This window comes from Amycolatopsis sp. NPDC059021 (genome assembly GCF_042739895.1).
Taxonomy (GTDB): Bacteria; Actinomycetota; Actinomycetes; order Mycobacteriales; family Pseudonocardiaceae; genus Amycolatopsis.
On sequence record NZ_JBHYIQ010000018.1, the window covers coordinates 1 to 12,440 of the forward strand.

Genomic DNA, 12,440 nt, shown 5'->3' on the forward strand with positions numbered 1-12,440 from the left:
GGGGGGCGCCGCGCGCGGGGGCCCCCCGGGGCCGCGGGGGGGGGTGGCGGGGGGGGCCCCCCCCCCCCCCCGGGGGGGGGGGGGGGGGGGGGGCCCGCCCCCCCCGGCGCGGTGACCAGGGCAGCGGCGGCCGCACCGGCCACGAAGACCAGGGACGCTCCTCGGACGGTCATCAGCCGCTTTCCCTTCCCCAGTGGACAGTCCGCTTCGGACGGTCCGGCCGACTGTGGCCTCGCCGACACCTTGATCATCAGTAACACGTGCGGTCACAGGGAGCCAGTCGAAATGGCGGAAGGGGCAACGAACGGCACCCGAAAGCCCCTCGCCGGTCAGCCGCGCGCGGACGAACGCCTGCGCAGCACATGGTGCGCGACGGCGACCACGGCGCCCGCCGCGGCGAAGGACGCGGTGACGACGGGGCTCAGGTACTTCGACAGGCTCGGGGCATCGCTCGGCCCGGTCAGCCACAGCGTCATCAGGACGGCGTAGACCGCGGCGAGGCCTCCGGCCCACCAGCGTGTCGCGGGCGCGCGGCGGTTGCGCAGCGCGGCGATCAGCACCACGGCGATGGGAACACCGGAAAGGAAGGCGAACTGCCCGGCCACCATGACCGGGGCGGTCCAGGCGGCGACGAGGACGGGCAGTGAGACGGAGGCGGCGGCACGGTCGGCTCGCGGGGCGGTGATGGTCATCGTCTTCTCCTCGGGTCCGGAACGATCCGACCGCAGTTAGCGGTCGTTGCTATGGTTATAAGCTATAACACCACCGGCGGAGAGTCAATAGTCGACGTGAGAGGCTGTAACCGGACGACGCTGTCACCATGAGTCCTCTGTGGACGAAGGCTCGCAGAGCAGCCGTGCTCATAAGGAAAAGATAAGCCGCCGCCTAGCGGTCAGCGATCATCCTCTTCGGCAGACTCGGCCGGGACCGGGAAACGCCCGGAAACCGCGAACACGGGAGATCTCCGATGACGAAGAACCGATTCACCTTCAAGCACGTCGCCGCGACGATGGCCGCCACCGCCGCCCTCGCCTCGGGCGCCGCACTCGCTTTCGCCGGGACGGCGTCCGCCGCGCCGCAGGACACCCACAAGCCGCTCACCGTGTGCGCGAAGGGAAGCTACGACGCCTACGCGGTGCTCCCTGCCCGGCATGCCGCGACCGTTCTCGTGAAGCCCGGCACCTGCACCTCCCTCGACCTCGGCGACAGCACCGCCATCGAGGACATCGAGGTTCGCGGCTTCGTCGCGCCGCAGACGCCCGCCGGCGCGCCCACGGACTTCCATGTCGCGACGGGGAAGGTCCGGCCGAGCAAGGGCGGGACGGTCCTGGCCCTCGGCACTGTCGAGCACCGCACGGCACTCTTTCCGGTGCTCTGATCGATTGACGGAAAAGGCCCCGTGGATGTCCGCGGGGCCTTTTCCGTGTCGAAAGTCCCCGGTTCCTTGTGCGTAAGTCCCTGCCGCTTGCCCGGTGCGTGCGCACCCGGTACCGAGGAATCATGCGCGTATTGGTCGCCGAGGACGAGAAAATGATGGCGGACGCGATCGGCGAGGGATTGCGGGACAACGCCCTCGCCGTCGACGTCGTCTACGACGGTGCCGCCGCGCTCGAACGGTGCTGCGGTACCGCCTACGACGTCGTGGTCCTCGACCGAGGGCTGCCAGTGGTGCACGGCGACGAGGTCTGCCGCACGCTCGCCGCCGATCGCCCGGCGACCCGGATCCTGCTGCTCACCGCCGCGTCCGTGGTCGCGGACCGGGTTTCCGGGCTCGAACTCGGCGCGGACGACTATCTGCCGAAGCCGTTCGCCTTCACCGAACTCGTCGCAAGGGTGCGTTCGCTGGGACGGCGCAGCAGGCCCGCGGTGCCCCCGGTGCTGGAGCGAGCGGGCGTCGGCCTTGACCCGGCCCGGCATCGGGTGGTCCGCGGTGATCGCCTGATCTCCTTGACCAAGAAGGAGTTCATCGTGCTCGAGGAACTGCTCCGCGCGGACGGCGCGGTCGTCTCGGCCGAGGATCTGCTGGAAACGGCGTGGGACGAGCACATCAATCCGTTCACCAACGTCGTCCGCGTGACGATGACCTCGCTCCGGCGCAAACTGGGCGAGCCCTCGGTCATCGAAACCGTTTCCGGTGTCGGGTACCGGATCCCGTGAAACGCTGGCCGCTGCGGATCAGGCTCACGGTCGCGTACACGGCGCTGTCCGCGATCACCGGGGCCGTGCTGCTCGGCCTGATCATGCTGCTGTCGCACCCGGCGCGGCCGGCGGGAACCGCGGGCTTGCTGCCCAGTGACCCGCTCACCGGGGAGGTGAGACCGGTTCCGGTGACGCCCCCGGAGCCGATTCCGGATCTGGGCACCGTCACCTATTCCTCGCTGTTCCAGAACGGCGCCATCGCGTTGGGAGCCGTCATGGCGCTGGCGGCCGTCCTCGGGTGGTTCACGGCGCGGCGCGCGCTGCGCCCCGTCCGGTCCATCACCGCCGCCGCCCAGCGCGCGGCCGACCAGGAACTGGGGACGCGCATCCGGCTGCCCGGCCCGCACGACGAGATCAAGGAACTCGCCGACGCCTTCGACCATATGCTGGCACGGCTGGAACGCTCGTTCGCGGGCCAGCGCAGGTTCATCGCGAACGCCGCGCACGAGCTGAAGACACCCGTCGCGGCCCAGCGCGCGGTCACCGAGGTGGCGATCGCTCGGCCGGACACCGCCGCCGAGACCGTCGCGCTGGGCCGCAAGGTGCTCGCGGGACTGGACCGTCAGGAGCGCGTGCTCGCGGGTCTGCTCGCGCTGGCCCAGAACGCGGAAACCGTGCGGAAGAACGACATCGTCGATCTGGCCGGGCTCGCCGACGACATCCTGGGGGAACGGCTCGCCCGCGGTGGTGAACACCTGACGCTCCGGCCGGAACTCGCCGAGACCAAGGTCCGCGGCGACGCCGTCCTGCTGGAGCAGCTGGTCCGCAACCTCGTCGACAACGCATTCATCCACAATGGACCCGGTGGCTGGGTGTCCGTGCACACCGCCGGGTCGGCGACGACCTGCGTCCTCGAAATCGCCAACACCGGCCCGCACATCCGTGTCACCGACGGCGACGAACTGTTCGAGCCCTTCCGGCGATCGTGCTTCGACCGGGCGGATCCGCCACCGGGCAGCGGCCTCGGCCTCTCGGTCGTACGAGCGATCGCCGAGGCGCACGGCGGCTGCGTCGCCGCCCAGCCTCGCACCGAAGGCGGTCTGGTGGTCCGCGTCAGCCTGCCGGCAGCGTGAACGCGGTGTCGTGAAGGGGACATTGACGACATTGAACGTCTCCAACGTGCCATTCACGACGCTGCCGACCAGGGGCACACCGGGCAACAGGCTTGCCCCTCAGTCCTTTCCCGCCAGCGGAAGGTGCAGGGGCCGTAGCCGAACGGGCACAACCATGGTGATCGGTGCCACGCGAGCGGTTGACTGGTTCCAGTCAGGTCCAGCCCAAAGGAGGTGCACCCGATGAACGATATTTCCGACGACTTCGTCGACATCGAGGATGTCATGGCGCGGATCACCCAGGAACAGGACGCGATGCTGGCCGCGGAGGCACGAGCCGCGCGCGAGCCGGCCCCGCCCCTGTCCGAGTGGGCCAGGAAGGCGGGCTGAGCGTTCCCGCCCTGCCTCTGTCCATTGCGGACTACGCACGGCTCGGGCCCGGCCGCGTACGACAGCGGTGTATCCTCGGCGCGGACCGCGGTGTCGTGGTGACTGGTTGGCACCGCGGGTACTGACGATGTGGGATGTGGGATTCACGTGGCTACGGGTACGGTTATCAAGTTCGACGATGTTCGCGGTTATGGGTTCGTTTCACCCGACAACGGTGGCGAAGATGTGTTTCTCCATGTGAACGACCTCCATTTCGACAAGCAGTTGCTCAGCATGGGCGTGCAGGTCGAGTTCGTTCCCGAAGTGGGCGAGCGGGGTCTCAAGGCATCACAGGTGCGGTTGCTCGACCAGCCTCAGCGGACGCAGACAGCACCGGCGCACCAGCCCGTGCCCGCGCGGGCCGAGAACGAGGACGAACTGTGTGACGTGTTGTCCTTGGCCGAGCTGGAGTCGGAGCTGATCGAAGCACTGCTCGAAGCGGCGCCGGCACTGACCGGCGCACAGCTCGTCGCGGTACGGCAGCGCGTAGTGGCTGTCGCCCGCAAACACGGCTGGGTCGAAGACTGACCCACCACCCGCGAGGCGACGAGCACTCGGCCTAAGACGCGATTCCTTCGACCGTGTCCAGCAGCTCGGTCAGCGCGCCGCCCAGCGGCCGGTCGACACGCACGGCCGCGTACTCGTCGCCCCGCGTCACGCCCTGGTTGACGATCGCGACCGGGACGCCCGCCGCGGCTGCCCGGCGGACGAAGCGCAGGCCGGACATGACGGTCAGGGACGAGCCCAGCACCAGGAGCGCCGAGCAGTCCCGCACCATCCGGTAACACCGCTCGACCCGCGGCTTCGGCACGTTCTCGCCGAAGAACACGACGTCGGGTTTGAGCACGCCACCGCAGTCGGCGCAGTCCACCACGGTGAACCCGGCGACCTCGTGCTCGGGCAGGTCCACGTCGCCGTCCGGGTTGATCGCGGCCGCCGCGGCCCGGAACCCCGGGTTCACCGCGCGCAGCCGCCGGTCCAGTTCCTCCCGGGGGCCGAGCCGCCCGCAGGACAGGCAGATCACCCGGTCCAGGCTGCCGTGCAGGTCCACCACGCCGGGGGTCCCCGCGGCCTGATGCAGGCCGTCCACGTTCTGGGTGATCACCCCGGACACGTGCCCCAGCGCGCGCAGCCGGGCCACCGCGTGGTGGCCGCTGTTGGGCCGGGCGCGGGCGATCGTGCGCCAGCCGAGATGGCTGCGTGCCCAATAGCGACGGCGACCCTCGACGCTGCCGGCGAACTCGGCGTAGGTCATCGGGGTGTGCTTGCGCAGGCTGCCCGCCACGCCCCGGTAGTCGGGGATGCCCGATTCCGTGCTCAGCCCGGCGCCGCTGAGCACCAGCACGTCGCCGCACCGGAGCAGGTCGGCGACGGCGCCCAGCTCGGCCGTGCGTGGCAACGGCTCGCCGGTGGGCGTCCAGCTCAGCGTGGGTCGGGTCCGCACCCGGGCAGTTTAACGCCGGTGCTGAGAATTTCCGTCCAGCGCGTCGATCGTGCTCTTGGTCCAGGCGTCCCAATCCTCACGACGGACCTCCGGGAGCCGCGGCGGCCCCTGGTCGGCCGGTGGCGGGGTCTTGGGCTTGTCCCAGCGCTCGTTGAGCGACTTGTCCAGGTAGTACGCGGGATTCGTGGAGAACTTGCTGTGCGGGTTGAAGGCATTGTGCGCGGCGTCGCGCGCGCCGGTGAAGGCGCCGTTCTCGGCCCCGTAGATCTCGTCGCCCGAGGAGCCGGTGGCCGCGTCCTGTGCGACTGCCTCGGCGACACCGGTCGCCGCGCCCAAGCCGACGTCGACGGGCGCGTTGAGCGCGAAGTGCTTTCCCGCGTCCTTCCAGTTCGTCGGTGGCGTGCCGTCGAGGTGACGTGCCGCCGGTACACGCTCACGCAGCGATTTCGCGGCCGCGTTCTTGGCGAAGTTGCCCGCCGCGCCCGCGCCGAGGCCGACAGCGCCACCGACGACGGCGTTGACTGCGGCGGTCTTGAACATGTCGCCGCGGAATCCGGAGAGTTTGTGCTGGCAGATGAGGATGAACTGGGCGAGGAAGACCACACCGACCTGTTCGAGCAGGGACGCGGCCAGGTGACTGACGAGCCCGATGACGGCCCGGCGGATCACGACGACGGCGATTGCCCTGGTCGCGGCCATCTCGCCGGGAATGCTCGCTAGTGACGCGCCAAAGGTGAACGGCGCGGCGGCGATCTCCGCGGCGATCTGGATGACGAGCAGGACCAGGAGCTGAATGATGATGATACGCAGCAGTTCGATCTGCACGGCCATCTCGTCCGCGGCGTCCGCCAGCCCCAGACATCCCTTCCGGAGCATGTCGAGGTGACCGTCCGGGGCGATGAACGGCGCGATGAAGGCCTGAAAGGCTTGCTGTGTCTGGCCTTCCAGCGCACGATCGACGCGGTGCGCGGCCTCGCGGACCAGGTCCTGGACGGTCTCGACCTGTTTCGCGGTGACGCGCCATTGGGCGGCGATCTTCCGGAGATCGTCCGGATCGCCTTCCGGCCAATCGTTTCCGATCAGGACCTCCAACAGGTGCTGAACGTCTGCTGGAACCTCAGTCGCGGGCATCGGTCCTCACGATCTTCCGGACGTCTCCCGCGGCGTGCTTGTCGGTATCGTCGAAGACGCGCCCCGTGCGGGCCAGTTGATCGGCCACCCCGTCGAGCAGCTTCGAAAGCGCTTCCAACGCGGTGGGCAGGTGCTGGGCGGGGTCGGCATAGCGTCCGCCGAAGGCCGCTCCCAACGGATCCGATCCCCAGGGGGCGACGCCGTACGCCGTTCCGTCACCGGTGCGTGGTGCGCCGCTCGCGGCCCGGGATGCCGCCGCCGCGGCCTCGTGGAACTTGGCCACCGCGCCCGCCAGCTCCCTTTGGTCCAGCGAAATGACTCCGCCCGGCGGCGCTGTCCACTGTGGATTGGTGGTTGCCGGGAAGGGGTCGATGCCGGGAGCGGAGGTAGGCGCGTTGCGATAACCACCGGTCGGTCCGTCGAGTGCGGAAACAGGAGCCACGCTTACCAGTCAACGAAAACCGGGCGGCGAGGGCCACTGTCTTCACGCGTTCCCAACGCGCCGATACCGATCCCTTAACGGTGGCCTTCAGCTACTCCTCGGCCGCGGCGGCGCGGACGGCGTCGGCGAGCAGGCGCATGGAGGTCGGCGCCCCCGGGTTGAGCAGGACGTCGACCCCGTGCGGCGGGAGCGCTTCGGCCAGGTCCGGCAGCGTCATCGGCAGCCAGTCCGTGGCCGTTACGCGGTCGCGGTGACCGAAAGAGGTCGTCACCAGCGCCGAGGGAACGCCGTCGGGCGCCGGACGCACGATGGCGACGCCCTCTTCGTCCACCGCGACAGCGAGTACGGCGCCCCGCAACAGGTCGGGCAACAGCTCGGCATCGGCTTCGCCACGGGAGATCAGGCCGAGCACCGCGTCCACCGGGTCGAGTGGCGAGTCCGGTGTGGACGGACGGTAGGCCGGATTCGGCAGGAACAGGCCACGATCTCCGTCCGGCAGCAACGGCCAGACCCCGACAACCGACTCGATCGGCGGTTCGGGAACCTCTTCGGTAACCGTCCACTCGGGATCGACCAGAGCCACAACCTGGTTCTGTTCAGTGGCCTCGCTCATCGGTGTGTCCTTCCAGCCGGGCCGACAGACGGGACGGGGCCGGGCTTGGCGCACCCGGCTCGGCGGCCCGCAGCGACGCCGGTACGGGCATGACCACGGTCTCCATCATCCGGGACAGGAACGGCAACGCGGTGTCCGCGAGTTCGCCGTCCTCCGGTTCCGCCGATGCCACCGGCTGTTCCGGCTTTTCTTCCGGCGGTGCCGCGTTCTCCGGCTGGGTGTCTTTCGGCTGCACCGTCTGCGTCGGCAGCCGGGTCGTCAGCGCGTCCGGCTTGTCCTCCGGCCGCGCCGAGGGCACCGCCCGCACCGCCATCCGCGTCGTGAGTTCTTCCTGCCCGTTCCCCGGCCGCGCCGCGACTGGCGCCACCCGGGCCGTCGACTCGCTCTGTCCGTCCACCGGTGGGGCCGCCAGCCGCGCGGTCTGCTCCCCCTTCGGCGGTGTCGTGGTCAACCGGGTCGTCCGCTCGCCCAGCTCGTCCTCCAGCGGCGACGCCGTGGGCAACCGGGCCGTCGGTTCTCCCTGGCCACCCACCGGTGTCCCGATGGGAAGCACCCGCGTCGTCGGCCGCACCGCCGGATCGAGCCCCTTGACCAGCTCTTCGGCGGCCGCCCGCAACCGTCCGGACTTCGCCGGGTCGGTCGCTTCGTACAGCACCAGCGCGCATGCCGGGTCCACCGGGACCGACCGCGCAGCGCCGCCGGTGTCCTCCCCGGTGCCTTCCAGCGACCGGACCCACAGCCCGGCCTGGACGATCTCGACCACCACGTCCGGCGTGGACCGGTAGACACCCGGCACGATCTCGTGCAGATCTTCCGCCGGTGCGCGATGAGCACGCAACCGAGGCCGGGCGTCGCCCGGCCGGTACGCGAAACCCCGGCCGAAGGGGGACCACCCCTGCCCGCCGTCCGGCCGCGTCGTGACCACCTCCGGCGTGTCCGGCGATCCGACCGGAAACCCGTTGTAGCACAACGCTTCCGCGCCGATCGCGTTCGCCAGCGCCAGGCCGGCCGCGCTGCCCTCGGGCACCGCGATCCCCCCGAGGAGCACGAACCAGACGCTCCCGCGCACCTCGGGCGGCAGGGTCCGCCAGAACGCCGCGACGTCCCCCAGTTCCAGGCCGGGGACGTCGTTGCTGCCCAGCACGATCACCGGCGTACCCGGCTGGCAGGGCAGGGTGGCGGCCAACCGGAGGCGCTCGCGGGCGAACTTCTCGTCCGCGCCGGCCGGATGAATCCACATCCCGGCGGGCAGCGGCTCGGCCACCGCCTTCGCGCCCGCCTTCGCCACCTCCGCCAGCACGGGTGATTCCCAAGCAGGGCTGGGAAAGCGCTTCGCCGCCCAGGCCGGGGACTGCCGGGGCCGGAACCAGCCCCATCCCGTCCGCGGCCCGGAATGCACGAACAACGCGCCCGCGGCTCCCTGGTGCACCCGGCCGTACGGGGCCAGTACCGGACGGCCGAGCCGTGCCGTGAGCCAGGGCGCGACCGCCGCGCCGATCTCGAGGGGCTGCCGCCCGGGTATCAGGCGGAGAGGTCGCTTGTCCCGGGGCAGCGCCGCCGCGAACGACTCCCACAGCTCGACCGGGGACTCGGGCGGCAGATCCGCGACCACCACCTGATGTTCGGGGTCGGCCGCCAACGACGCGGCCAGCGTGCGCGCCTCGTCTGTGCCACCGTCACCCGCGTGCACCACGACGACGTCGCCGATTTCGCTCACGGCGCCGTTCTTCCCGGCACGCGCGGACCGGCGGAGCCGGGTCAGCAAGGGCATCGGATCTCCCTTCGGGTCGCGCAACCTGGCCGTCCTGCCGACGACGCTAGATCCCCGAAGCGGGAGAACCGACCGCGGAGGACCTTCTGTCCACGATGAGTGCCCGAAGATGCTCCGAGGCGATGAAGGGGCCTAGAAGGCGTCGTCCTGCCAGAACCCGCCCTCGGGCGCGGACGGCGAAGTGGCCGGCGCACCAGCCCTGGCAGTGCCCGGGGACGGCTCGGATTCGGCTGTCGGCGGCGTCGACGCGGCGATCCGGATCATCCGCAGCTCGAACGGGTCGGGGTCGATGAGCGGTTCGCCGTCGTCGGCCATCGGGTCGACGAGCCGGACTCCCTCGTCGTCAGGAACGGCCCACAGCAGATGACCGACGGTCTCGCGGCCCCGATCGTCCTTGCGGCGTACCCAGATCAGGACCCGCGTCCCGGAGGGGAAGCCGGACATCCACTCCAGCGCGTCCACCCAGTTCGCGTGGGCCTGGATCTCTTCGGCCTCGCCCAGCTGTGCCATGGCGGGCGCGAACCACGCGGCTTCGCCGGGCGGGGGCGGGCCGGACAGGCCGGGTACCCCGGCCTCCCAGTCGTCCAGCCAGCCCCAGGGATCCCGGTTCGGCAGCCCGAACGGAGCCTGGCCGGGGGCCTTCGGCACCACCAGGGCCGCGTCCAGCATCTGATCACGCCAGTCGCCGGTTTCGGTGAACCGCTCGGTGGTGATCGCGAACAGCCAGCCGCGGCTGAGCTCGTCCTCCGGGGCCGGGCCGGCCAGCTGGACCGCGTCGGCGTAAGTGCCCGCGAGCCAGTGCTCGGCTTTCCGCACCGCGGCGGGAAAATCCTCGGCGGCCATGTCCCAGGGCATCGCGACGGACGGCGCCTCGTCCCGGGTTGCGCCGGTGAATCGCGCGACGAGGAGTTCGTCGGCTGTGGGGTCGTCGATATCGGCGTAGACACCGCGCTGCGCGTCGAGGAAGACCACGCCCTCGTCGCCGTATTCCGCGAAGAGCAGATGTCCGGTCAGGTCGTGACCATCGAGCTGACGCCGCAGCCACACGATGCCGCGGGTACCAGGGCCGCCCTCACCGATCGTCTTCGCCGCCTGCTCCCACTCGGTGCAGGTGGTGGTTTCGGCGCCGGGAAAGTGCGCGGCGAGCATCCGCTCCCACCACCCCGGCTCTTCGTCGTCCGGCTGCCACGGCAACGCGCTGGCCGCGTGACCGTTCAGTACCGCGTCGGCCGCCACGACACAGTTGCGGGCGTTCAACCGCCATCGCGCGGCGTCCTGCTCGCCGCTGAGGTTGAAGTCCTCGTCGAGCGGGTCACCGTTGGCTGTGGGAAACGGGTCCGAGCCGTCGCGCGGCACGCAGAGCGTGGCGGCGAGCATCGGTTCGGGATTGTCGTGATAGCGACAGGAGAAGAACACCGCCCGGTCGCCGGAGAAGACCGGTTCGACGTCGCTCAGCACGACCCGGTCGCCGTAGGTGTGGTGCAGCCATTCGCGGGCGCGCCGCTCTTCGTCGCTCACGGCCGTTCCGCGTCCGAGTCCGGCCCGGCCTCGCCCGCCTTCCAGGGCATGACGTAAAGCTGGCTGTCCTTGTCGGAAGGCGCGTACTCGGCAAGGAACGCTTCGTCGGCTTCCTGACCTTCGCGGACGAAGGTTCCGGTCAGCCGCACCGCCGCGGGCCCCTCCGGGTTGACCAGCACGTCGACACCGTCTACCAGCTCTTCGACGAACCCGGCGTAATCGACGCGACGCCACACCGGCGCGGGGACCCGCTCCGCGTGCGGCGCCGCCGTGGCCAGCACCACGCAGAGCGTGTCATCGGGAGCGGGCATCACCAACGGCCGCCCGTCCCCGTTCATCGCCTGGAAGACCAGGCTCTGCCGCAGCAGCGCCCGCACGTGTTCCGGTTCGCCGTTCCCCTCGGCCAGATCACGCAGCAGCGCGTCGACCGGGTCGGTCGGCAACGTCTCGTCGGTCGGCTGGTAGTCGGGATTGGGCTGGAAGAGGCCGACCTCGTCGTCCTCTTCGACCGGCCACGCCCCGGCGACCGCCTCGATCGGCGGCGCCTCGTCCGCTTCCTCCGGAGTCCAGTGCGGGTCCATCAGCAGGTACCAGCGGCCGCTGTCCTGCTCCGGTTCGGTCCCGGTCTGCGCGGTCATGATGCTCCTGGAATCCGGCGGGCGATCAACTGCCAGTATCGGCCGGGAACACGTCCACCAGGCCGGAATTGCCCCTAAGGGGACTCGGCGAGGGAACTCCCGGGCAAGCGGTCCCCCTGCTTTCCCGTCGAATCGAGCCGCCGGCCGACCATGCGCAGTTCCCGCCACGCCTCCGGTGGCAGGGGGTTCCACGCGTCCGCCAGCTGCTCGGGCGAAAGCCGCAGTACCAGGCCGTACTGCTCGAGGTAGTAGGCGACCGCGTCCGGCCACAGCCAGAGCGCGAAAGAACTGGCCGCCCAAGGGGAATCCGTCCACGATGAGTGCCCGAAAATCCACCGCGACGAGCCGCGCCGCGAAAAGCGGATATCCGCGCGCCCGTCGAAGAAGACCACGCCGTCATCGTTGTGCGCCGCGTAGGGCGGATGTCCGATCAGCTCCCGCCCACGAAGTGCGCGGCGCAGCCAGAGGGCGCCCCGGCGCCGGACACGGCGGAGCCGATCCCGGGCGCGCCCCGCCTGCTCGCGGGACGGCGTCGGTCGTCGCGGCGGATGGGACATCACCGCCCTGGCGCGGGCCGCTCGCCGGAAGCGGGTGCCCCGGCGTCCCACGGCACCACGCGCAGACCGGTCGCGTCCTGGTGGCCGACGTAGAGTCCGGCCGCCTGCTCGTCGCTCATCCCCAGCGTTTCCCGCATGAAGTCGCCGGTGAGCCGGACCGCAGCCGGGCCGGCCGGATTGAACAGCACGTCCACCCCGTCGGCCAGCAGCACCACCAGATCGTCCAGGCCGATCCGCCGCCAGCCCGGGGAGCTGATCCGCTGCCGGTGTGGTTCCCCGGTGGCCACGACGACGCACGGGATGTCGTCGGGTGACCTCGTGACCAACGGACGACTGTCGCCGTTCATCGCGATGTCGAACAACGAGTCGCGCAGCATCAACTGGATGTGCTCGGCCTCGGCACGTCCCTGGAGTACCAGGCGCAGCACCGCGTCCAGCGGGTCCGACGGCGAATTCCGGTCCGCGGGCACGTACTCCGGGTTGGCCCGGAACTTGCCGACTTTCCCCTCCTCGACGGGCCACAGCCCGACGACGGCTTCGATCGGTGGCGCGTCGTTCTCCGACCGGGGACCCCACGCCGGGTCCATCAGCAGGAACCAGTTCTCCGCGGGGCCGGAGTTCTCGGTCGTGTCCGTCATCGTGTCCA

General features: G+C 70.6%; 15 protein-coding genes. 5 read left to right on the plus strand and 10 right to left on the minus strand.

Annotation, left to right across the window (positions count from 1 at the left end; all coding sequences use genetic code 11):
* Window positions 1-329 precede the first annotated feature (329 nt).
* Window positions 330-692, minus strand: coding sequence for a hypothetical protein (locus ACFWX1_RS13520; protein ID WP_378386995.1), 363 nt, complete (start codon window positions 690-692; stop codon window positions 330-332).
* A 275-nt stretch (window positions 693-967) separates the two neighbouring features.
* On the opposite strand from ACFWX1_RS13520, the gene ACFWX1_RS13525 reads away from it, so the two are divergent.
* The 5 genes from ACFWX1_RS13525 (at window position 968) to ACFWX1_RS13545 (ending at window position 4,208) form a co-directional block, all read left to right on the plus strand.
* Window positions 968-1,378 (plus strand): hypothetical protein, encoded by a 411-nt coding sequence (locus tag ACFWX1_RS13525; RefSeq protein ID WP_378386997.1) that lies wholly within the window; start codon window positions 968-970, stop codon window positions 1,376-1,378.
* Window positions 1,379-1,500: 122 nt separating this feature from the next.
* Window positions 1,501-2,157 carry a response regulator transcription factor gene (locus tag ACFWX1_RS13530; protein WP_378386999.1) on the plus strand — a complete coding sequence of 219 codons (657 nt, stop codon included), beginning with the start codon at window positions 1,501-1,503 and terminating at the stop codon, window positions 2,155-2,157.
* Window positions 2,154-3,272, plus strand: a complete 1,119-nt coding sequence (locus tag ACFWX1_RS13535; protein WP_378387001.1) for a sensor histidine kinase — start codon at window positions 2,154-2,156, stop codon at window positions 3,270-3,272. The genes ACFWX1_RS13530 and ACFWX1_RS13535 overlap by 4 nt, the downstream gene beginning before the upstream one ends.
* Window positions 3,273-3,494: 222 nt before the next feature.
* Window positions 3,495-3,641: a hypothetical protein gene (locus tag ACFWX1_RS13540; RefSeq protein ID WP_378387003.1), complete on the plus strand. Its 147-nt coding sequence runs from the start codon at window positions 3,495-3,497 to the stop codon at window positions 3,639-3,641.
* Between the two features lie 147 nt (window positions 3,642-3,788).
* On the plus strand, window positions 3,789-4,208 hold the full coding sequence (locus ACFWX1_RS13545) for a cold-shock protein (protein WP_378387005.1): 420 nt from the start codon (window positions 3,789-3,791) through the stop codon (window positions 4,206-4,208).
* A gap of 31 nt (window positions 4,209-4,239) precedes the next feature.
* On the opposite strand, the gene ACFWX1_RS13550 is transcribed toward ACFWX1_RS13545, so the two are convergent.
* From ACFWX1_RS13550 to ACFWX1_RS13590, 9 genes are all read right to left on the minus strand, one after another.
* Complete coding sequence (locus tag ACFWX1_RS13550; protein ID WP_378387007.1) at window positions 4,240-5,124, minus strand: NAD-dependent protein deacetylase; 885 nt, start codon at window positions 5,122-5,124, stop codon at window positions 4,240-4,242.
* 9 nt (window positions 5,125-5,133) lie between these two features.
* Complete coding sequence (locus ACFWX1_RS13555) at window positions 5,134-6,216, minus strand: hypothetical protein (protein ID WP_378387009.1); 1,083 nt, start codon at window positions 6,214-6,216, stop codon at window positions 5,134-5,136.
* 25 nt (window positions 6,217-6,241) lie between these two features.
* A complete protein-coding gene (locus ACFWX1_RS13560) occupies window positions 6,242-6,697 on the minus strand; it encodes a hypothetical protein (RefSeq protein ID WP_378387011.1) in 456 nt (151 codons plus the stop codon).
* A 91-nt stretch (window positions 6,698-6,788) separates the two neighbouring features.
* A complete protein-coding gene (locus tag ACFWX1_RS13565) occupies window positions 6,789-7,310 on the minus strand; it encodes a type VII secretion system-associated protein (RefSeq protein ID WP_378387013.1) in 522 nt (173 codons plus the stop codon).
* Window positions 7,294-9,081, minus strand: coding sequence for a hypothetical protein (locus tag ACFWX1_RS13570; RefSeq protein ID WP_378387014.1), 1,788 nt, complete (start codon window positions 9,079-9,081; stop codon window positions 7,294-7,296). Before ACFWX1_RS13570 ends, ACFWX1_RS13565 begins: the two co-directional genes overlap by 17 nt.
* Window positions 9,082-9,213: 132 nt before the next feature.
* Window positions 9,214-10,599, minus strand: coding sequence for a YrhB domain-containing protein (locus ACFWX1_RS13575; protein WP_378387016.1), 1,386 nt, complete (start codon window positions 10,597-10,599; stop codon window positions 9,214-9,216).
* Window positions 10,596-11,237 (minus strand): type VII secretion system-associated protein, encoded by a 642-nt coding sequence (locus tag ACFWX1_RS13580; RefSeq protein ID WP_378387018.1) that lies wholly within the window; start codon window positions 11,235-11,237, stop codon window positions 10,596-10,598. The genes ACFWX1_RS13575 and ACFWX1_RS13580 overlap by 4 nt, the downstream gene beginning before the upstream one ends.
* A 74-nt stretch (window positions 11,238-11,311) precedes the next feature.
* Window positions 11,312-11,794, minus strand: coding sequence for a hypothetical protein (locus ACFWX1_RS13585; protein ID WP_378387020.1), 483 nt, complete (start codon window positions 11,792-11,794; stop codon window positions 11,312-11,314).
* Complete coding sequence (locus ACFWX1_RS13590; RefSeq protein WP_378387022.1) at window positions 11,794-12,432, minus strand: type VII secretion system-associated protein; 639 nt, start codon at window positions 12,430-12,432, stop codon at window positions 11,794-11,796. Before ACFWX1_RS13590 ends, ACFWX1_RS13585 begins: the two co-directional genes overlap by 1 nt.
* Window positions 12,433-12,440 lie beyond the last annotated feature (8 nt).

What these genes read in the sequence shown, in the direction of transcription:
- ACFWX1_RS13570 (WP_378387014.1), bottom strand. Translation starts at nt 9,081, where the DNA reads ATGCCCTTGCTGACCCGGCTCCGCCGGTCCGCGCGTGCCGGGAAGAAC.
- ACFWX1_RS13530 (WP_378386999.1), top strand. Translation starts at nt 1,501, where the DNA reads ATGCGCGTATTGGTCGCCGAGGACGAGAAAATGATGGCGGACGCGATC.
- ACFWX1_RS13585 (WP_378387020.1), bottom strand. Translation starts at nt 11,794, where the DNA reads ATGTCCCATCCGCCGCGACGACCGACGCCGTCCCGCGAGCAGGCGGGG.
- ACFWX1_RS13520 (WP_378386995.1), bottom strand. Translation starts at nt 692, where the DNA reads ATGACCATCACCGCCCCGCGAGCCGACCGTGCCGCCGCCTCCGTCTCA.
- ACFWX1_RS13580 (WP_378387018.1), bottom strand. Translation starts at nt 11,237, where the DNA reads ATGACCGCGCAGACCGGGACCGAACCGGAGCAGGACAGCGGCCGCTGG.
- ACFWX1_RS13540 (WP_378387003.1), top strand. Translation starts at nt 3,495, where the DNA reads ATGAACGATATTTCCGACGACTTCGTCGACATCGAGGATGTCATGGCG.
- ACFWX1_RS13590 (WP_378387022.1), bottom strand. Translation starts at nt 12,432, where the DNA reads ATGACGGACACGACCGAGAACTCCGGCCCCGCGGAGAACTGGTTCCTG.
- ACFWX1_RS13565 (WP_378387013.1), bottom strand. Translation starts at nt 7,310, where the DNA reads ATGAGCGAGGCCACTGAACAGAACCAGGTTGTGGCTCTGGTCGATCCC.
- ACFWX1_RS13525 (WP_378386997.1), top strand. Translation starts at nt 968, where the DNA reads ATGACGAAGAACCGATTCACCTTCAAGCACGTCGCCGCGACGATGGCC.